We start from the raw sequence: 18,031 nt of genomic DNA, 5'->3' as shown, positions 1-18,031 counted from the left end.
GCAGTGCACGAGGAACCCCGGCAGAGGGGTCCTCTCAGGCGTCGGGGTGCTCGTCTAGCAGGGACGACGTCTCGGGCAGCAGCGGACCGAGCTCGGGCAGCTCGTCGAGGCTCTCCAGCCCCAGCCGCTCGAGGAACAGCGGCGTGGTCGCGTAGAGCCCGCCGCCGCTGTCGGGGTCGGTGCCGACCTCGGACACGAGGCCGCGGGAGATGAGCGTGCGCATGACGCCGTCCACACCGACGCCGCGGATCGCCGACACCCGCGCGCGGGTCACCGGCTGCCGGTAGGCGATGACGGCGAGGGTCTCCAGCGCCGCCTGGGTGAGCCGGCTGCGCTGCCCGTCGACGAGGTAGCGCTCGACGACGCCGGCGTGCTCCTCCCGGGTGTATAGCCGCCAGCCCTCCCCCGCCCGGCGCAGCGTGATGCCCGCGCCGCGGCGGTCGTAGTCCGCGGCGAGCTCGGCCAGGAGGGTCCGCACCCGCGGCACCGGGCAGCGCAGCGCGCCGGCCAGGGTGACCTCGTCGACCGAGGTGTCGACGACGAACAGCAGCGCCTCCAGCCCGCCGCGCAGCGCGGCCGGGTCGAGGTCTGGCCCCGGCTCGGGTTCCGGCTCCGGTTCGGGTCCCGGCGCCGGCTCCGGCTCGCCCGACGCGACGACGGGTGGGGGCAGGGGCGCGGGCTCCTCGACCGGAGCGGGCTCGGCTCCCGCCGCCGGCCGGTCGGCGACGCGGGCGGCGAGCTCCGCGGCGACGGCGTCCCAGGTAGCGGGGTCGGGGCCGCTGCGCTGCTCGGCCTCCTCGCGGGTGGCGGCCAGCTCCGCGGCCAGCGCGTCCCACGAGACGGGCGGCCGCTCGCCGCTCACGCGTACTCCCCGTCGACGAGGACCTCGGGCCCCGGTTCCGCGCCGCCGGTCCAGCGCACGTGCAGCTCGCCGAGCGGGGTCAGCTGCTCGAAGACGACCCGCTGCTGGCGGTAGAGCTCGAGCAGGGCGAGGAACCGGGCGACCACCTCGAGGGTGTGCCCGCAGTCCGCGGTCAGCGCCCGGAAGCTCGCCGTCCCGGCGGCGAGGAGCTGGTTGCGCACGAGCAGGAGCTGCTCGGACACGCTGACGGCCGGCGCGTGCAGGTGGGAGATCCCGACCGTGGGCGGCACCTTCGGGGTCAGCGCCGAGGTGGCCAGCGCGGCTAACTGCTCGGGCGTGACGCCCAGCAGCACCTCGGGCAGCAGGTCGGCGAACCGCGGCTCGAGCGCGACGTCGCGGGCGTGCCGGCGGACGGCGCCGGCCTCGCGATCGCGGAGGAAGGCCGCGGCCTGCTTGTAGGCGCGGTACTGCAGCAGCCGGGCGAACAGCAGGTCACGCGCCTCGAGGAGCTCGAGGTCCTCGTCGTCCTCGACCTCCGCGGCGGGCAGCAGCCGGGCGGCCTTGAGGTCCAGCAGGGTGGCCGCGACCACCAGGAACTCGCTGGCCTGGTCGAGGTGGAGCTCGTCGCCGAGCGCGCGCAGGTGCGCGATGAACTCGTCGGTCACCCGGGACAGCGCGATCTCAGTGACGTCGAGCTTGTGCTTGCCGATGAGCTGCAGCAGCAGGTCGAACGGGCCCTCGAAGTTCGTCAGCTTGACGGTGAACCGCCCGCTGCCGACCTCCGGCGCACCCGTCGCTGTCACACCCTCAGCTTAGGAGCGGTCACCGACGGTCGCGGTCATCGCGGCGCCGGGGGGAAACCCGCTACTTCTTCAGGCGCTGCACCAGGACCGACTCCTCGCCGCGCTCGGCCAGGTCGGCGAGCAGCACGTTGATCGCCTCGCGGACGATGCGCCCGCGGTCGGCGGCGACGCCGTACTGGCCGCGCAGCGTGAGCCGCGCGCTCTCCAGCGCCAGCAGCTCCTCGGCGGAGATGTAGACGGTGATCTTCTCGTCGTGCTTGGTCCGCTCGGTGCGCTGCGCCCGGCCGCGGGTGGGCCGGACCGGCGCCACGGCCGGGGCGGGCTGGCGGAAGGAGGCCAGCGGGTCGGCGTCGTCCGCACCGCCGGGCACCAGGGTGAGCGGCGCGGTGGTCTCGCCGTCGCCCCGGCGGGCCGGCCCGCCGCGCAGCGCCGGCGAGCTCACCGTGGCGCTGATGCTGGGCAGCTCGGTGACCTCCGGCGCCGGGGCGGCGTCGGTGCGGCGGAACAGCTCCGCCGCACCGGGGAGGACGGGTCGCCGGGTCACAGCGCCAGGACCTCCTTGGCCAGGTCGCGGTAGGCCGACGCGCCCGAGGACGACGGCGCCCACGTGGTGATCGGCTGACCGGCGACCGTGGTCTCCGGGAAGCGCACGGTCCGCTGGATGACGGTCTGGAACACGGTGTCGCCGAAGGCCTCGACCACCCGGCTGAACACCTCGCGGCAGTGCACGGTGCGCGCGTCGTACATCGTGGCGAGGATCCCGGAGATCTCCAGCTCGGGGTTGAGCCGCTCCTTGACCTTCTCGATGGTGTCGACGAGCAGGGCGACGCCGCGCAGCGAGAAGAACTCGCACTCCAGCGGGATGACGACGCCCTGCGCGGCGGTCAGCGCGTTGACCGTCAGCAGGCCCAGCGAGGGCTGACAGTCGATGAGGATGTAGTCGTACTCGTCCCGGACGTCGGCGAGCACCCGCAGCAGCGTCTGCTCACGCGCCACCTCGCTGACCAGCTGCACCTCGGCGGCGGACAGGTCGATGTTGCTCGGGACCAGGTCCAGGCCGGGGATGTCGGTGGACACCCGCACGTCCTTCAGCGAGGTCCGCCGCTCCATGAGGGCGTTGTAGATGGTCCGGTCGAGGTTCTGCGCCGGGACGCCGAGGCCCACCGACAGCGCACCCTGCGGGTCGAGGTCGATGAGCAGCACCTTGCGGCCGTACTCCACCAGCGCGGCACCCAGGTTGATCGTCGACGTCGTCTTGCCGACGCCACCCTTCTGGTTGCACATCGCGATGATCCGCGCGGGGCCGTGCTGCGTCAGGGGCTTGGGGTCGGGCAGCCGGCGCATGCGCGCACGGGCCGGGTCCAGCCGCGGCGCGGCCGCGCCCATCTCGGGCTCGGGGTCGGTCGGGAGCGCGAAGGCCTGACCGGCCGCGTCCCCTCGGATCGCCATCGCTGTCGTGTCCTCCACCTCGTGCCCGTTCCGGTTCGCACCGGGAGCGGTCAGTCGTTCTGCCGCGCGGGATGCACCGACGGTAAGGAGGTCACCACGGTTCACCCAGGAGGCACGCCGCATGTCGTGTCGACTTGGCGACCCGTGACAACACAGACGTCACATGCAGGCGAAACGCCTGGCAGAAGACGCCGAGGCGCTCGCCGAGGAGCTGTCAGGTCAGCGCACGCGGGTGGCTGCTGGCGTACACCTCGCGGAGCCGGTCGACCGTGACGAGCGTGTAGACCTGCGTGGTGGTCACCGACGCGTGACCGAGCAGTTCCTGGACGACGCGGACGTCGGCGCCGCCGTCGAGCAGGTGGGTGGCGAAGGAGTGCCGCAGCGTGTGCGGCGAGACGTCCGCGGTCGATCCCGCCCGCTCGGCCGCCGTCCGCAGGATGGCCCAGGCGCTCTGCCGCGACAGCGGCCCGCCGCGGGCGTTCAGGAACAGCGCGCCTCCGCGCACCCCGCCCCGGCCCGCCGCGGCCAGCGCCGGGCGGGCGCGCACCAGGTAGTCCTCCACCGCCCGCAGCGCGTAGGACCCGACCGGCACGATCCGCTGCTTGCCGCCCTTGCCGGCCAGCCGCACCACCGACTGGCCGCGGTCGAGGTCGTCGACGGCCAGCCCGACCGCCTCGGAGATGCGCGCCCCGGTGCCGTACAGCAGCTCCAGCAGCGCCCGGTCGCGCAGCCCCCGCGGCCCCTCCGGCGCGCCGGCGGCCTCGATGAGGGCGACCACCGACTCCACCGGGATGGCCTTGGGCAGCCGCCGCGCCGGGGACGGCGGGCGCACCTCGTGGGCGACGTCGTCGGGCACCAGTCCGTCGAGCAGCGCGAAGCGGTGCAGCCCCCGGACGGCGACCACCGCGCGCGCCGCCGAGGTGGCCGACAGCGGCGGGTGGTCGTCGTCCCCCTGCCGCAGCGCGGCGAGGAACCCGGCGACGTCGGACTCGGCCACCTCGCCCAGCCCGCGCACGCCGGCGGCGTCGAGGAACTCGGTGTAGCGGCGCAGGTCGCGGCGGTAGGAGGAGATCGTGTTGGCGGCCAGGCCGCGCTCCACGGTGAGGTGGTCGAGGTACCCGGTGACCACCCGGTCGACGGCGGAGGTGGTGGGCGCGCTCAGGGGAGCACCTCCGCCAGGGGGACGGCGGTCATCCCGTGCGCCTCGGCGACCTCGGGCAGCACCACCTGCCCGGCGACCACGTTGACCCCGTGGGCCAGCGCCGGGTCGGCGTGCACGGCGGCCGCGGTGCCCTCGTTGGCCAGCGCCATGACGTAGGGCAGCGTCACGTTGGTCAGCGCGTGCGTCGAGGTGTTGGGCACCGCGCCGGGCATGTTGGCCACGCAGTAGAAGACCGAGTCGTGCACCCGGAAGGTCGGCTCGTCGTGCGTGGTGGGGCGGGTGTCCTCGAAGCAGCCACCCTGGTCGACGGCGATGTCGACGAGCACCGAGCCCGGCTTCATCCGCGACACCAGCTCGTTGCTGACCAGCGTCGGCGCCTTGGCACCCGGCACCAGCACCGCACCGATCACCAGGTCGGCGTCGAGGACGGCCCGCTCCACCTCGTAGGCGTTGGAGGCGACCGTCTGCAGGTGCCCTTGGTAGATGCGGTCGGCGGCGCGCAGCCTGTCGATGTCCCGGTCGAGGACGACGACCTCCGCCTGCATGCCCAGGGCGATCGCGGCGGCGTTCATGCCGGAGACGCCGGCGCCGATGACGACGACCTTGGCCGCGTAGACGCCGGAGACGCCACCGAGCAGCACACCCCGGCCGCCGTGCGCGCGCTCCAGGCTGTGCGCGCCGACCTGGGGCGCCATCCGGCCGGCGACCTCCGACATCGGGGCGAGCAGCGGCAGCGCGCCGCCGGCGGTCTGCACCGTCTCGTAGGCGATCGCGGTGGTGCCGGAGGTGACCAGCGCGTCGGTGCACTCCTTGGACGCCGCCAGGTGCAGGTAGGTGAACAGCGTCTGCCCGGCGCGGAGCCGGGAGTACTCCTCGGCGACCGGCTCCTTGACCTTGAGCAGCAGGTCGGCGTCGGCCCACACGTCGTCGGCGTCGGCCAAGGTGGTCGCCCCGGCGGCGGTGTAGTCGCCGTCCGGGATGGAGGAGCCCTCCCCCGCGCCCCGCTCGACGAGCACCGCGTGCCCGGCCCGCACCAGCTCGGTCACCCCGGCAGGGGTGAGCGCCACCCGGTACTCCCGGTTCTTGACCTCTCGGGGAACCCCGACCCGCATCGTCCGCACTCCTGGTCCCGGTGGGACGTCCCGAGGGTGACGGGCGCCGCACCGCGTCGTGGGCCCACCCGGTCGGGGCGCGCCTCGCGCGGAGTGTAGGCAGGGCGGAGCGCCCTGGGGATCACCCGGCAGTGGTGGCGTAGCCGCAGGCGGTGACGGCGGCGCTGCAGACGTCCTCGTCCTGCTGCCCGGTGCCCCCGCTGGCGCCGAGCGCCCCGACCAGCTGCCCGTCGGCGAAGACCGGGACGGCGCCCGGCTGCGGCGTGAAGCGGCCTGCGGTCATCGCGGTGAGCGCGGTGGAGAAGTTCGGCAGGCTGTCCATCTTGGTCTTCTGCCCCGCGCTGGGCATGCCGTAGGCCGCCGCGGTCCAGGCCTTGCCCTGGGCGACGTCGGTGGAGATCCACGGCGCGCCGTCGGTGCGCAGCAGGCCCACGAGGTGGCCCGCCGCGTCCATCACGGCGAAGGACATGGGCACGCCGACCCGGGCGCACTCCTCCCGGGCGGCGGAGAGGAGGGCCAGGGCCTGGTCGGAGGTCAGCACCCGGTCAGCCTGCCAGCGCCCCCGGGGTCTCCGCCTGCGGAGACGGCGGCCGGGGCGGAAGGTGGGCGGGTCCGTCGTCCCACAGGAGGAGTGCCCGTGCCCCTGTACGCCCCGTCCCCCGCACTGCGCGGCCGCCAGCTCGCCGCCGACGTCGGGCTGCTGGCCTGGCTGGTGCTGTGGGTGGTGGTCGCCCGGACGGTGCACGGCGCGGTCCTCGCCCTGGCCGGGCCGGGCCGGGCCGTCGAGGACCTCGGCGCATCGGTCGCCGGCAGCATGTCCTCGGCCGCGCAGGCCGCCGCGGACGTCCCCGTGGTCGGCGACGAGCTGGCCGCACCGTTCGAGGCCCTGGGCTCGGCCGGCGGGTCGGTCGGCGGCGCGGGGCAGGCCGCGCAGGACGCCGTCGGCACGCTGGCCACGGTGCTCGCCGTCGTCCTCGTCGTCCTGCCGGTGGGCTGGCTGCTGCTGCGCTGGCTGCCGTGGCGGCTGGGCTGGGTGCGGGACGCCGGCGTGGCCCGGCGGCTGGCCACCGCCGACCCCGCGCTGCTCGCGGCCCGGGCGCTCGCCACCGCGCCGCTGACCCGGCTCGCGGCCCTGCCACCGGGCACCGCGGAGGCGTGGCGGGCCGGCGATCCGACCGCGACCCGCGCGCTGGCCGCCGTCGAGCTCGCCCGCCTGGGGCTGCCCGCGGACACGCTCGGGCGGGACGAGCGCCGGTTGGGGTTGAGGTGACCGCTGTGACTGCCGATGACGGGGAGGACACCGGGAGGTACTGAGTGGCACGGCGGGCACGACGGCGGGGACGCGGGACCGGGACGGTCGCCGCGGTGGCGGCGGTCGGGCTGATCGCGCTCAGCGGCCCGGTCACCGAGGTCGCCGCGACGGTCACCGCGTCCCGCACGCCGCTGCCCGCGGTCCCCGCACCGGCGGCCGCGCTGCCCGGCCCGGTGCGCGTCGTCGCCCCGGCACCCGCCGCACCGGCCGCCGTCCCCCCGGTGAGCGCCGTGGCCATCCCGCGCCCGCAGCCGATCGAGGTCCGGGTGCGGCCCGGCGTCCCCCACGGCGTCATGCCCGACACCGACCCGCCGCCGTCGGCGTGCGGCGGCTACGCCAATCCGCGGCAGATCCTCCCGGGCGTGGTGCCCGGTGTCGCCTCGGCCACGGTGAGCTGGCAGGCCGACGGCTCCGCCGAGGTGCAGCGGTACCGGGTGCAGGCGGTCAGCCAGCGGCTGGTCAGCGGCCTGCAGCCCGACCCGCCGGTCCGGATCGCCGCCCAGCCCGCGGACTGCGTGCCGGTCACGGTGGCCTTCGCCGGCCTGACCTCCGGCGTCCCCTACGTGTTCTGGCTGGAGGAAGAGGTGCCCGACTCCTTCGGCGTGCTGCGCTGGGTGCAGGTGGGCACCTCGTCCGCCGTCGTCATCGGCTGACGGCCTCCTTGCAGGGTCCCGCCGCGAGCCTGCGAGTGGCGGGGGGCAAGGAGGCCCTCTCTACGTGGCGTCGGCGGGGCGCAGCTGCGGCGCGGTCGCGCGGACCTGGGCCGCGGCCAGGACGCCGATGACCGCCGAGGAGTTGCGGATCCCCCCGGAGAAGACCCGCTGCACCGCCTCGTCCAGCGGCACCCGCTCGACGGTCATGTCCAGCTCCTCGTGCTCGACGACGAAGCCCTCCGGCCGGTCGACGGCCGACAGCCCCTCCGCGAGGTAGATCAGGATCTGCTCTGTGCAGAAGCCCGGCGTGCTGAGGTTGTTCGCCAGCAGGGCCCAGCGTTCGGCGGCGAGGCCCGCCTCCTCGGCGAGCTCGCGCTTCGCGGTGGCCAGCGGGGCCTCGCCGTCGGCGTCGCGCAGGCCCGCGGGCAGCTCCCACAGGTAGCCGCGGACCGGGTGGCGGTACTGGCGGACCATCACGATCCGCCCCTCGTCGTCCACCGCGGCCACGCAGACGGCGCCGATGTGCCGGATCATCTCCCGCACGCTGTCCCCGCCGCCGGGCATGGCGACGGTCTCCTTGACCAGCGTGATGATCCGGCCCTCGTGCACGGTCTCGCTGCCGAGGACCTCGTACTCCCCCGGCCGCGCCGGCTCCACCATCAGGTCCCCACCTCCTGGGTCCCAGGAGCCCCGCGGTCCATCAGATCCCCACCTTCTCCGCCTCGTCGATCGGCACCGGCAGCCGGGCGGACTCGGAGAAGTCGATCGCCGCCTGCACGAACGCCGCGAACAGCGGGTGCGGCCGGGTCGGGCGGCTCTTGAGCTCCGGGTGCGCCTGGGTGCCGACGAAGAACGGGTGCACCTCGCGCGGCAGCTCGGCGAACTCGACCAGCAGGCCGTCGGGCGAGGTGCCGGAGAAGACCAGCCCGGCCTCGCCGATCCGGTCGCGATAGGCGTTGGCCACCTCGTAGCGGTGCCGGTGCCGCTCGGTGATCTCCGTCGAGCCGTAGGCCTGCGCGACGACCGAGCCCTTCTGCAGGGACGCCGGGTAGCTGCCCAGCCGCATCGTGCCGCCCATGTCGCCCCGCCCGGCGACGACGTCGACCTGGCTGGCCATCGTGGCGATGACCGCGTCGGGGGTGTCCGCGTCGAACTCGGCGGAGTTGGCCTCCGGCAGCCCGGCCAGGTTGCGCGCCGCCTCGATGACCATGCACTGCAGACCCAGGCACAGGCCCAGCAGCGGGACGCCGTTGACCCGCGCGTGCCGGATCGCACCCAGCTTGCCGTCGATGCCGCGCACGCCGAACCCGCCCGGGATGCAGACGCCGTCGACGCCGGCCAGCGCCCGCTCGGCGCCCTCCGGGGTCTGGCAGTCGTCGGAGGGCACCCAGCGGATCTGCACCCGGCTGCGGTGGGCGAAGCCGCCGGCCCGCAGCGCCTCGGTCACCGACAGGTAGGCATCGGGCAGGTCGATGTACTTGCCGACCAGCGCGATCGTCACCGTCTGCTTCGGCGCGTGGACCCGGTCGAGCAGGTCGCCCCACACGGTCCAGTCGACGTCCCGGAACGGCAGGCCCAGCCGGCGGACGACGTAGGCGTCCAGGCCCTCGCGGTGCAGCACCTTGGGGATGTCGTAGATCGACGGCGCGTCGGGGCAGGAGATGACGCCCTCGGCGTCGACGTCGCACATCAGGCTGATCTTGCGCTTGAGGCCGGTGCCGATCTCCCGGTCCGAGCGGCACACCACCGCGTCGGGCTGGATGCCGATGTTGCGCAGCGCGGCGACCGAGTGCTGCGTCGGCTTGGTCTTCAGCTCACCGGACGGCGCGATGTAGGGCACCAGCGAGATGTGCAGGAAGAAGCAGTTGTCCCGGCCGATCTCGTGGCGCACCTGCCGGGCGGCCTCGAGGAAGGGCAGCGACTCGATGTCGCCGACGGTGCCGCCGACCTCGGTGATGACGACGTCGACCCGCTCCGGACCCTCGGCCGCGGCCATGATCCGGGCCTTGATCTCGTTGGTGATGTGCGGGATGACCTGCACGGTGTCACCGAGGTACTCGCCGCGCCGCTCCTTGGCGATCACGTCCGAGTAGACCTGGCCGGTCGTCACGTTCGACCGGCCGGTCAGGTCGGTGTCGAGGAAGCGCTCGTAGTGCCCGATGTCCAGGTCGGTCTCGGCGCCGTCCTCGGTGACGAAGACCTCGCCGTGCTGGAACGGGTTCATCGTCCCCGGGTCGACGTTGAGGTAGGGGTCCAGCTTCTGCATGGTGACCCGGAGGCCACGGCTGGACAGCAGGGCCCCGAGGGAGCTGGCCGTCAGGCCCTTGCCGAGGGAGGAGACAACTCCGCCGGTGACGAAGACGAACTTCGTCGGCTGGGAGTTGTGGAGGAGAGCCCGTATCCCGTTGTCATGGTCACGCGTTCCATGCGGTCGATCCACGGGAGACCACCGTAACACGATCGGCCGCCTCCCCCGCCCGGCCCGCGGGCGTGCCGTCGGCCGCCCTGGCGGCCGTGCGCGGGCCGCTGGCCAGCCACACCAGCAGCGGCACCAGCAGGGCCGCTGCCGTGGCCGGCAGGGCCACGCCGGAGTCGTTGGCGAGCGCGCCGAGGGCGAGGCTGAGCGCGGCGGCCAGCAGCCCGGCCCGCAGGACCGCGAGGTCGCCGGCCGGCAGCAGGTCGCCGCGGCCGCGCAGCAGCCCGGGCCCGCGCAGCGGCCCCGGCAGCCACCGCTGCAGCCGCCTCCCCCGCCGTCCCCGCGCCGGGCGCACCAGCCACACGGCGGCGACCAGCGCGACCGGCAGCAGCCAGGCCAGCGGGCTGCCGAACAGGATGCCCAGGTTGGCCTCCGCCTTGCGGCTGACCACCGTCCACGCCTCCCCGGTGAGCAGCTGCTCGACGAACCGGCCCAGGTGACTGCGCTCGGACGGCGGACGCAGCCAGTCGACGAACGCCAGCGAGCCGACCGCGGCCACCGCCAGCGTCAGCACCGCCGCCATCCGGGTCACCGTCACGCGGGTGCCGGTGAGCAGCATCGCCAGCAGCAGGAAGCCGGGCAGGGCGGCGAGCACCCCGCCGAAGTCGCGGCCCAGCGCCGGCGCCCCCACGACCAGCACGGTGAGCGCCCCGGCGCCGAGCACGACCGCCGCGGTCACCACCCGGGCCCGGCCGGCCGGCGCCCGGCGGCCGGCCGCGGCGGCGAGGGCGGCGGTGAGCAGCAGCGCGCTGACCCCGAGCAGCCCGAAGCCGAGGTTGCCGTAGCCGGTGAACCGCCCGGCCACGATCGGGTCGTAGCCGAGCAGGCCGTTGAGCTCCAGGGTCGACCCGGTCAGCACGTCGCCCACCAGGGTGCCCAGCGTGACCGCGAGGACGGCGGCCGGCGGCCCCAGCGGGTGCCGGCGCCAGGGGCCCAGCGTGGCGACGGCGAGCACCGCGAGCACGGCGAGCAGGACGCTGCCGGCCAGCGCCAGGCGCGGCACGCCGGCCCGCTCCCACGGCAGCAGCCCGGCGAGGTAGCTGGCGACCGGCACCGCCGCGGTCCCGAGCGCGACCGGGCGCACCACGCCGCGCAGGCGCTCGCCGGCCGGGCGGGGTGCCCGGTCGCGGCGCCGTCCCCCGGCCGCCAGCAGGCCCAGGCCGACGACGGCCGCGTTCAGCAGCACCAGGCCGATGAAGAAGGCACCGGTGCTGCGGTAGTGCACGGAGGCGGCGGTGTTGGCCCGCTCGAGCAGCGGGACCGCCTCGGCCAGCGGCGGCCGCTCGCCGTCGGACCGCAGCGCCTGGCCGTTCATCGACGCCGTCCGCTCCAGGCCCAGCGCGGCCAGCACGGTCGGCGCGACGTCGATGAGCTGCACGAACGGCGCCCGCCCGGTGCTCGCCGAGGTCAGCCAGCGCGGCTCGGTGAACCCCGGCCCGGAGGCGATGCCGACGTGCAGCTGCGCCCGGCCGTCGTTGACCTCGCTGATGCCCTGCACCAGCAGCAGCGTCTCCCCCGGCGCGGCCGCGACGGCCTCGACCAGCCGGCCGAGCGCGGCGTCGATCGCGTCCAGCGCGGCCGCGCGGGGCCGTGGCTCGGTGCCGGTGTCGCTGCCCTCGAGCGCCGGCTCACCGGCGTCGACCAGGTCGTCGAGGCCGACCAGCGCCAGCGGGCAGCCGGTCAGCAGCTCACCGGGGTCGGCCGGCAGCTGCTCGCGCTGGCCGATCGTCACGCCGGGGGCGGCGACGGCCAGCGCCGGTGCCCGGCCGACGACGGTGGCACAGCCGACCGCCTCGCCCAGCGCCGCGGGATCGGCGCCGAAGCGGGCCGTCGCGGAGTCAGCGGCCACCGCGGCGACGGCGGTCTGCGGATCGGCCAGGCCGGCCGCGGCCAGCCGCTCCTGCAGTCCGCAGTGCGACAGCGCCGGACCGACGGGTGGCAGCGGCGGGGTGGGCTCCTGCGGCGCGGCGTCGGCCGGCGCGCCCGGCTCGGCGGGGGCCTCGCCCGGCAGCGGGACGGTCGGCAGCGGCACTGGCGGGATCGACTCGTCCGGCGCCGGGAAGCGGGCGCGGTTGCCCGCCCCGAGGGTGGCCCAGCCGTCGAGGACGCAGCTGGTGGCGCGGGCGGCCCGCACCGACACCGCGCCGATCGGCGAGCCCTCGGCCAGGGCCCACAGCTGCGGGGTGGCCTGCGGGTCGACGTCGTCCCACACCAGGCCGGGGACGCCGACGACCACCACCCGGTCGGCGCTCGCCCCCTCCGCCGGGGCGGCGCCGGCAGTTCCGCCGCCGGCCACCAGCACGGCCAGGACGGCGAGCAGCAGCGCCGCGAGCCGGGTCATCGCGGGGCGCCGAGCAGCTCGCGGTAGAGGGCGACCAGCTGACGGGCGGTGGCGGCCTCGTCCGGCCAGGTCGCCGCCTGCCGGCTGCCGGCCTCCGCCAGCCGCCGGGCGCGCGCGGGATCGGCCAGCAGCCCGGTCACCGCGTCGGCCAGCGCAGCGGGGTCGCCCACGGGCACCAGCAGCGCGCCGTCCCCGAGCAGCTCGGGCAGCCCGCCGGTGCGGGTGGCGACCAGCGGGGTGCCGGTGCGCAGCGCCTCCTGCGCGGTCAGCGAGCGGGCCTCCCAGCGCGAGGGCAGCACGGCGAGGTCCGCGGCGGCCAGCAGGTCGGCGACGTCGCTGCGCCGGCCGAGCAGCACCACGGGCAGCCGTTCGGCGGCGATCCGGGCGGCGAGCTCGTCCTGCAGCGGGCCGTCGCCGGCGACCGCCACCAGCGGGGGCGGCGAGCTGCCGGCCCACCGGGCGGCGGCGTCGAGCAGGACGTCGTAGCCCTTCTGCGGGTGCAGCCGCCCGACGGCGACGACCAGCGGCCGGCCGTCGGCCAGGCCGAGCTCGGCGCGCACCTCGGCGGCCGTCCGGGCCGCGGCGGGCAGCGGCGGCGCGGAGACGGGGGCGACCCGCACGTCCCGCGCACCCTGCCGCCAGGCGTTCTCGGCGAGGTCACCGGAGGCGGCGAGGACGACGTCGGCACCGCGGATCGTGGCCCGCTCGGCCAGCCGCAGCACCCGGCGCAGCGCGCCCCCGCCCTCGGGCAGGGCGTTGTGCAGCGTGAGCACCAGGGGCCGGCTGCGGTCGCCCAGCCGGCGGGCTGCCGCGGCGACCAGGCCGGCGCGCAGGCCGTGGGCGTGCACCAGGTCCGCGGCGGCGGTGGCCCGGCGCAGCGCGGCGACGGCGCGGGCGTCGGCTCCGGGCGACAGGCCGGCGGAGATCCCGACGGGCGCGAAGGCGGCACCCGCGGCGGTGAAGCCGAACAGCTGCTCGGTGGCCGCCGGCCCGCACACCCGGACGTCGGCGCCGGCCGCGACCAGGGCGGGCAGCACCGCCCGCACGTGCGTGCCCACCCCACCGGTGCTGGTGGCCAGGACCTCGGCCACCCGGCGGCCCTGCAGCGGGAGCCGCTCAGCCACCGTGCACCTCCTGGGGGTCGCCTCGTCGCAGAACGCGCACGGCGGCCAGCAGCGGGCCGCGCGCCGTCCCCATCATGACCGCCGTGGCGACGGCCAGTGCGGCCGCCGAGGCGAGCACGCCGGCGCCGACCGTCGCGAGCAGCCCGCCTCCCGGCACCGGGTCGGCGCCCAGCGCGCCGGCGACGGCCAGCCCCGCGGCGCCGGCGAGCGCGGCGGCGAGCAGCGCGGGCAGCCCGGTGCGGGCGACCCCGGCCAGCCCGGCGGGGCCCACGACCCGCGCGACGACGGCGAGCAGCGCCAGCCCGGCGACGGTGACCCCGGCGCTGTGGCCGGCGGCGAGGGCGGCCCCGCGGTCGGTCGCGGGCAGCAGCGCGGCGAGGGCGACGTCGGCCGCCACCGCCACCAGCCACCCGCCGAGCACGCACGCCGTCGGCGCCTTCCACAGCCCGCGGGCGTAGAGCGCGCGGGAGAGCACCGCCACCAACCCGTAACCCGGCAGCCCGGGCGCGAAGGCGACGACGGTGTCCCGCAGCGCGCCCACGACGTCCGCCGGCTGCCCGGTGAGGAACACCCCCGCCATCGGCCCCGCGACCGCCACCAGCACCGCCGCGGCGACCGTCGAGGCGACGACGACGAGGACGGCCACCGGGGCCAGTGCCCGGCGGAAGCCGGCCTCGTCCCCGGTCTCGGCCCGCTCGGCCAGGCCCGGGTAGGCGGAGGTCGCCAGCGGCACCGCCAGCGCGGCCCACGGCACGAGGAAGACGGTGAGCCCGGCGGCGTAGACGACCTGGGTGCCGTCCGGGGCGCCGGCGTTGGCCAGCCGGATCGCCACCGCGGCCAGCAGCTGCTGCCCGGCGAGGGTGAGCACGCCCGCGACCGCCAGCCGGCGCACCCGGGGTGCGGCGCCCACCGGGAAGTGCAGCGACGGCCGCAGGCCCAGCCCCAGCCGGCGCACCGGGAGGACCAGCCAGAGCGCGAGGGCGGCGACGCCGAGCGTCGTCCCGACGGAGAGGACCAGCTCGGCGGGGGTGGACAGCCCCTCGGCCGTCCGGCTCCCGCCGATCGCGGCGAAGGTGAGGTACGCCCCGGCGACGACGACGCTGGACAGCAGGGGCGCCAGCGCGGGGGCGGCGAAACGGCGGTGGGCCTGCAGCACGCCGGCGAGCACGATGCCGATGCCGTACAGCACGACCTGCGGGGCGAAGACGACCAGGAAGCGGGCGGCGAGCTCGACCTGGGCCGGGTCCCCGGCGCCGAGCAGCAGCCGGGCGACCGGTTCCGCGCACAGCGCCAGCAGCACGGCCAGCGGCGTGAGCACCAGCAGGCTCCAGCCGAGCAGCGCCGAGGCGGTGCGCCGCACCTGCTCGCGGTCGCCGGTCGCGATGCCGCCGGCCAGCATCGGCACCACGAGGCTCGCCAGGGCGCCACCGGCGACGACCTCGAAGACGATGTTCGGGACGTTGTTGGCCGCCAGGTAGGTGTCACCGGTGCTGCCGGCGCCCACGGCGTTGGTGAACACCAGCGTGCGGCCGAACCCGGCGAGCCGCGCCAGCACGGTGAGGACGGCGATCAGCGCGGCGGCGCCGGCGACCCCCCGGACGACGTGCCGGGAGCTCATGCCCCGCGTCGGCCGATCCGGTCCAGCTCGCGGAGCACGGGGGTGGCCTCGATGACGCGCGTGAAGCTCACCCGCTCGCTGGCCAGGGTCAGCCCCACCACGGCCGCGAGCGCCCCGGCACGCGCCCTGCGGCCCGGCACCGCCGCCAGCCGGAGCCCGAGCAGCGCGCCGACGGCGTTGGCGCCGCAGTCGCCGAGCATGACCCGCTCCCCCAGGTCGGCCGGCAGCACGGCGATGCTCGCACCGAGCGGGCCGGCGACGAGGGCGCCCGACGGGCTCCCCAGCCCGGCGGCGGCGGCGAGCGCGGCGGCCTTGGCCGCCCGGCCGGGGCGCAGGTCGAGCAGGTTGACCAGGTTGGCGGTGCCCGCGACCAGCCCGGTGGTGAGGACGGCGTCGGCGAGCGTGGTGAGGCGGTGGAGCGGCCTGGCTGCAGGTGGGAGGACCCCGTCCCCCCCGTGGAGGACCCTCCTGCCCCCCGCCACTCGCACGCTCGTGGCGAAGCCCTGCAGGAGGGCCGATCGAGGCTCGGGGCGGTGCCCTGGATGGGGCCGGCAGGGGGCAGCGGGGTCCTGCACGAGCAGCGCCGCGGCCGCCGCGGCGGCGCCGATGCCGGCGACCTTGACCGCGCCGGCGGAGACCCGCCCGGCCCGCAGCGCGCGCAGGTGCCCGGCCAGCCCCTTGTCGCGCGCCTGCTCGGGACGGGCACCGGCGAGGTCGTCGTAGCTCCCGACCAGCCCGGACACGGTGCCGACCAGCGCGGCGGCAGCCCGGGTGCCGGCCGGGGCGCCGGCGACCGCGGAGGCGGTCGCGGCGAGCGCCAGGGCGGGGCCGCCGAGCAGGGTCACCGGCCGGCCGGCGTAGTTGGTGCGCCGCCAGGGCGCCCCGGCCGGCCGCGCGTCCAGCGCGGCGGCACCGGCCAGGCCCAGCCGGGCCGCGGCGGCACCGCTGAGCGCGAGCAGCGCCGATCGCCGGCGGCTCACGGGGTCGCGGCGGGCAGCGGCGGCACCGGCTGGGCGTCCTCGCCCGTGCCGTAGGCGCCCGAGGTGCCCTGGCTCTCCCGCCCGAGGGCGAGCACCGTGCTGATCCGGCCGGACGCCGCGTCGACGTTGTCCACGGTCGAGACGGCCGCCGAGTTCTCCGGGTCGGCGCGGATGACGCCGACCGGACCGGTGTCCCCGGCCGAGGCGGCGTCGCCGGCGACGACGGCACCGGAGCCCGCGGCGTCGAGGGCCAGCGCCAGGTCGACGAGGGTGTCGGTGCGCTGCGCGGCGTCCTGCTCGGCGGGGGCGCCGGCGGTGAGCAGCACGGCGAAGTCGGCCGGGGTGACCGAGCTGGACTCGACGTCCAGCAGGTCGAGGGCCCGCAGGCCGGCGAGCACCGAGGAGAGCGCGGCGGTGTCCGGCGCCGGGGCACCAGGGGTCGCCGGGCGCATGAGCACCTGGGCCAGCAGCGAGCCGACCAGCTGCCCGGTGTCGTCGGTCTCGGGCAGCGTGACGCCGGTGGGCAGGCCCGGCCCGGTGACGTAGCTCTGCACCTCGGCGGCGGCGGCCGGGTCGCTGTACTCCGGCTGCAGCCGGACGGTGCCGGTCACGGTGCCGCCGGCCTGGCCGACGAGGGTGGAGACCTCCTCGACGGTCTCGGTGGCGACGTCCTCGCCGGCGGCGACCAGCACGACGCTGCGCCCGGCGAGGTTGTCGGCGACCAGCGACGGGGCGACGGCCTGCTCGAAGGCCTCACTGGTGTCCAGCTGGGCCTGCAGCTCCCGCGTCTGGGTCTCCAGCTCCCGCTTGTCCTCGGCGAGCGCGGCCACCTCTCCCTCGAGGTCCTCGAGGATCGGCGCGTTGAGCGCCGTGGTGCCGATGACGATGCCCAGCGCGACGGCCAGGAAGACCGCGATCAGCGAGACCAGGTGGTACCGGAAGTCGATCACGAGAAGAGGTTCTCCAGCCAGAACACGAAGCTGTTCCATTGGTCGACCGTCAGGTCGAGGTAGACGCGGCCGACCGCGGAGACGGCGAGGGCCGACCCGATCGCCACCAGGGCGGCGAGCACCAGGACGACCAGGGTCAGGGTCGAGATGCGGCTGCGGTAGAGCCGGCTCACGCCCTTGGCGTCGACGAGCTTGCCGCCCAGCCGCAGCCGGGTGAGGAAGGTGGAGGCCATGCCGCCGCGGCCCTTGTCGAGGAACTCGACCAGGGTGGCGTGGGTGCCGACGGCGACGATGAGCCTGGCGCCCTTCTCGTCGGCCAGCAGCATCGCGATGTCCTCGCTGGTGGCCGCGGCCGGGAAGGTGATCGCCTCGACGCCGAGGTCCTGCACCCGCGCCAGGCCCGGGGCGCGGCCGTCGGCGTAGGCGTGCACGACGACCTCGGCGCCGCTCTTCAGGACGTCGTCGCTCACCGAGTCCATGTCGCCGATGATCATGTCCGGCCGGTAGCCGGCCTCGACGAGCGCGTCCGCGCCGCCGTCGACGCCGATGAGCACCGGCCGGTAGTCACGGATGTAGGACCGCAGCGCCTGCAGGTCCTCCTTGTAGTCGTAGCCGCGGACGACGACCAGCACGTGCCGGCCCTCGATCTGCGTGGCCACGTCCGGGACGCCGACGCCGTCGAGCAGCAGCGCGCGCTCGCGCTTCATGTACTCCATCGTGTTGGTGGCGAACGCCTCCAACTGCACGGACAGCCCGGCGCGGGCCTCGGCCATCGCCTCGGCGACGGACTCCGCGGTCTGCTCGGTGCCCTCGGCGACGACGGTGCCGTCCGCCAGCAGCAGCCGGTTGCCGTCGACGCGGACCGCCGTCCCCTCCTTGACGGCGGACAGCACCTCCTTGCCCACCCCGTCGACGAGCGGGATGCCGGCGTCGACCAGGATCTCGGGGCCGAGGTTCGGGTAGCGGCCGGAGGTGCTGGGTGCGGCGTTGACGACCGCGGCGACCCTGCAGGCGACCAGCGAGTCGGCGCTGACCCGGTCGATGTCGACGTGGTCGATGACCGCGACGTCCCCGGGGCGCAGCCGCTTGGTGAGGTTCTTGGTGCGGCGGTCGAGCCGCACGGTGCCGGTCACTCCGGGGGCCGCTTCCGGCGCCCGGCCACGGCGGAGAGAGCCGATGCGCATGGCCT

Annotated in this window: 17 protein-coding genes; 2 read left to right on the top strand and 15 right to left on the bottom strand. The window is 76.4% G+C overall.

Annotated features, from left to right (window positions below; all coding sequences use genetic code 11):
- Nucleotides 1–34: 34 nt before the first annotated feature.
- The 7 genes from scpB to BMW27_RS00130 all read right to left on the bottom strand — a co-directional run bounded on the left by scpB (nucleotide 35) and on the right by BMW27_RS00130 (nucleotide 5,929).
- The gene (gene scpB, locus BMW27_RS00160; RefSeq protein WP_091437365.1) at nucleotides 35–862 is read right to left on the bottom strand and encodes an SMC-Scp complex subunit ScpB; all 828 of its coding nucleotides are present in this window, start codon (nucleotides 860–862) and stop codon (nucleotides 35–37) included.
- Complete coding sequence (locus tag BMW27_RS00155; RefSeq protein WP_091437362.1) at nucleotides 859–1,665, bottom strand: segregation and condensation protein A; 807 nt, start codon at nucleotides 1,663–1,665, stop codon at nucleotides 859–861. The genes scpB and BMW27_RS00155 overlap by 4 nt, the downstream gene beginning before the upstream one ends.
- A 61-nt stretch (nucleotides 1,666–1,726) precedes the next feature.
- Nucleotides 1,727–2,209 (bottom strand): hypothetical protein, encoded by a 483-nt coding sequence (locus BMW27_RS00150; protein WP_091437361.1) that lies wholly within the window; start codon nucleotides 2,207–2,209, stop codon nucleotides 1,727–1,729.
- Entirely contained in the window at nucleotides 2,206–3,114 is a 909-nt protein-coding gene (locus BMW27_RS00145) for a ParA family protein (RefSeq protein WP_091437358.1), read from the bottom strand. The genes BMW27_RS00150 and BMW27_RS00145 overlap by 4 nt, the downstream gene beginning before the upstream one ends.
- A gap of 214 nt (nucleotides 3,115–3,328) precedes the next feature.
- Nucleotides 3,329–4,243 (bottom strand): site-specific tyrosine recombinase XerD, encoded by a 915-nt coding sequence (gene xerD, locus BMW27_RS00140; protein WP_091437356.1) that lies wholly within the window; start codon nucleotides 4,241–4,243, stop codon nucleotides 3,329–3,331.
- 29 nt (nucleotides 4,244–4,272) lie between these two features.
- Nucleotides 4,273–5,388 carry an alanine dehydrogenase gene (ald, locus tag BMW27_RS00135; RefSeq protein WP_091437352.1) on the bottom strand — a complete coding sequence of 372 codons (1,116 nt, stop codon included), beginning with the start codon at nucleotides 5,386–5,388 and terminating at the stop codon, nucleotides 4,273–4,275.
- 121 nt (nucleotides 5,389–5,509) lie between these two features.
- The gene (locus tag BMW27_RS00130; RefSeq protein WP_091437350.1) at nucleotides 5,510–5,929 is read right to left on the bottom strand and encodes a GlcG/HbpS family heme-binding protein; all 420 of its coding nucleotides are present in this window, start codon (nucleotides 5,927–5,929) and stop codon (nucleotides 5,510–5,512) included.
- A gap of 96 nt (nucleotides 5,930–6,025) precedes the next feature.
- On the opposite strand from BMW27_RS00130, the gene BMW27_RS00125 reads away from it, so the two are divergent.
- Together BMW27_RS00125 and BMW27_RS00120 are read left to right on the top strand one after the other, a co-directional pair.
- Nucleotides 6,026–6,658 (top strand): hypothetical protein, encoded by a 633-nt coding sequence (locus tag BMW27_RS00125; protein WP_091437347.1) that lies wholly within the window; start codon nucleotides 6,026–6,028, stop codon nucleotides 6,656–6,658.
- 95 nt (nucleotides 6,659–6,753) lie between these two features.
- The gene (locus tag BMW27_RS00120) at nucleotides 6,754–7,353 is read left to right on the top strand and encodes a hypothetical protein (protein WP_091437345.1); all 600 of its coding nucleotides are present in this window, start codon (nucleotides 6,754–6,756) and stop codon (nucleotides 7,351–7,353) included.
- A 60-nt stretch (nucleotides 7,354–7,413) separates the two neighbouring features.
- Here BMW27_RS00120 and BMW27_RS00115 read toward each other — a convergent pair whose 3' ends face one another.
- From BMW27_RS00115 to steA, 8 genes are read right to left on the bottom strand one after another with little or no spacing between them, the layout of a single operon-like run.
- Complete coding sequence (locus tag BMW27_RS00115; RefSeq protein ID WP_091437342.1) at nucleotides 7,414–8,013, bottom strand: NUDIX domain-containing protein; 600 nt, start codon at nucleotides 8,011–8,013, stop codon at nucleotides 7,414–7,416.
- A gap of 40 nt (nucleotides 8,014–8,053) precedes the next feature.
- On the bottom strand, nucleotides 8,054–9,793 hold the full coding sequence (locus BMW27_RS00110) for a CTP synthase (RefSeq protein WP_245743230.1): 1,740 nt from the start codon (nucleotides 9,791–9,793) through the stop codon (nucleotides 8,054–8,056).
- On the bottom strand, nucleotides 9,768–12,170 hold the full coding sequence (locus tag BMW27_RS00105; RefSeq protein WP_091437338.1) for a hypothetical protein: 2,403 nt from the start codon (nucleotides 12,168–12,170) through the stop codon (nucleotides 9,768–9,770). Before BMW27_RS00105 ends, BMW27_RS00110 begins: the two co-directional genes overlap by 26 nt.
- Complete coding sequence (locus tag BMW27_RS00100) at nucleotides 12,167–13,294, bottom strand: glycosyltransferase family 4 protein (protein ID WP_091437335.1); 1,128 nt, start codon at nucleotides 13,292–13,294, stop codon at nucleotides 12,167–12,169. Before BMW27_RS00100 ends, BMW27_RS00105 begins: the two co-directional genes overlap by 4 nt.
- Entirely contained in the window at nucleotides 13,287–14,912 is a 1,626-nt protein-coding gene (gene murJ, locus BMW27_RS00095; RefSeq protein WP_091437331.1) for a murein biosynthesis integral membrane protein MurJ, read from the bottom strand. Before murJ ends, BMW27_RS00100 begins: the two co-directional genes overlap by 8 nt.
- Nucleotides 14,909–15,892: a hypothetical protein gene (locus BMW27_RS00090; RefSeq protein WP_091437327.1), complete on the bottom strand. Its 984-nt coding sequence runs from the start codon at nucleotides 15,890–15,892 to the stop codon at nucleotides 14,909–14,911. Before BMW27_RS00090 ends, murJ begins: the two co-directional genes overlap by 4 nt.
- On the bottom strand, nucleotides 15,889–16,842 hold the full coding sequence (locus BMW27_RS00085) for a copper transporter (RefSeq protein WP_091437324.1): 954 nt from the start codon (nucleotides 16,840–16,842) through the stop codon (nucleotides 15,889–15,891). Before BMW27_RS00085 ends, BMW27_RS00090 begins: the two co-directional genes overlap by 4 nt.
- Nucleotides 16,839–18,026, bottom strand: coding sequence for a putative cytokinetic ring protein SteA (gene steA, locus BMW27_RS00080; protein ID WP_091439626.1), 1,188 nt, complete (start codon nucleotides 18,024–18,026; stop codon nucleotides 16,839–16,841). Before steA ends, BMW27_RS00085 begins: the two co-directional genes overlap by 4 nt.
- Between the last annotated feature and the right edge of the window lie 5 nt (nucleotides 18,027–18,031).

Source organism: Geodermatophilus poikilotrophus (genome assembly GCF_900111455.1).
Classification (GTDB): domain Bacteria; phylum Actinomycetota; class Actinomycetes; order Mycobacteriales; family Geodermatophilaceae; genus Geodermatophilus; species Geodermatophilus poikilotrophus.
Note: the sequence above shows the minus strand (reverse complement) of the source record. Positions and strands in the feature narration are given on the sequence as shown.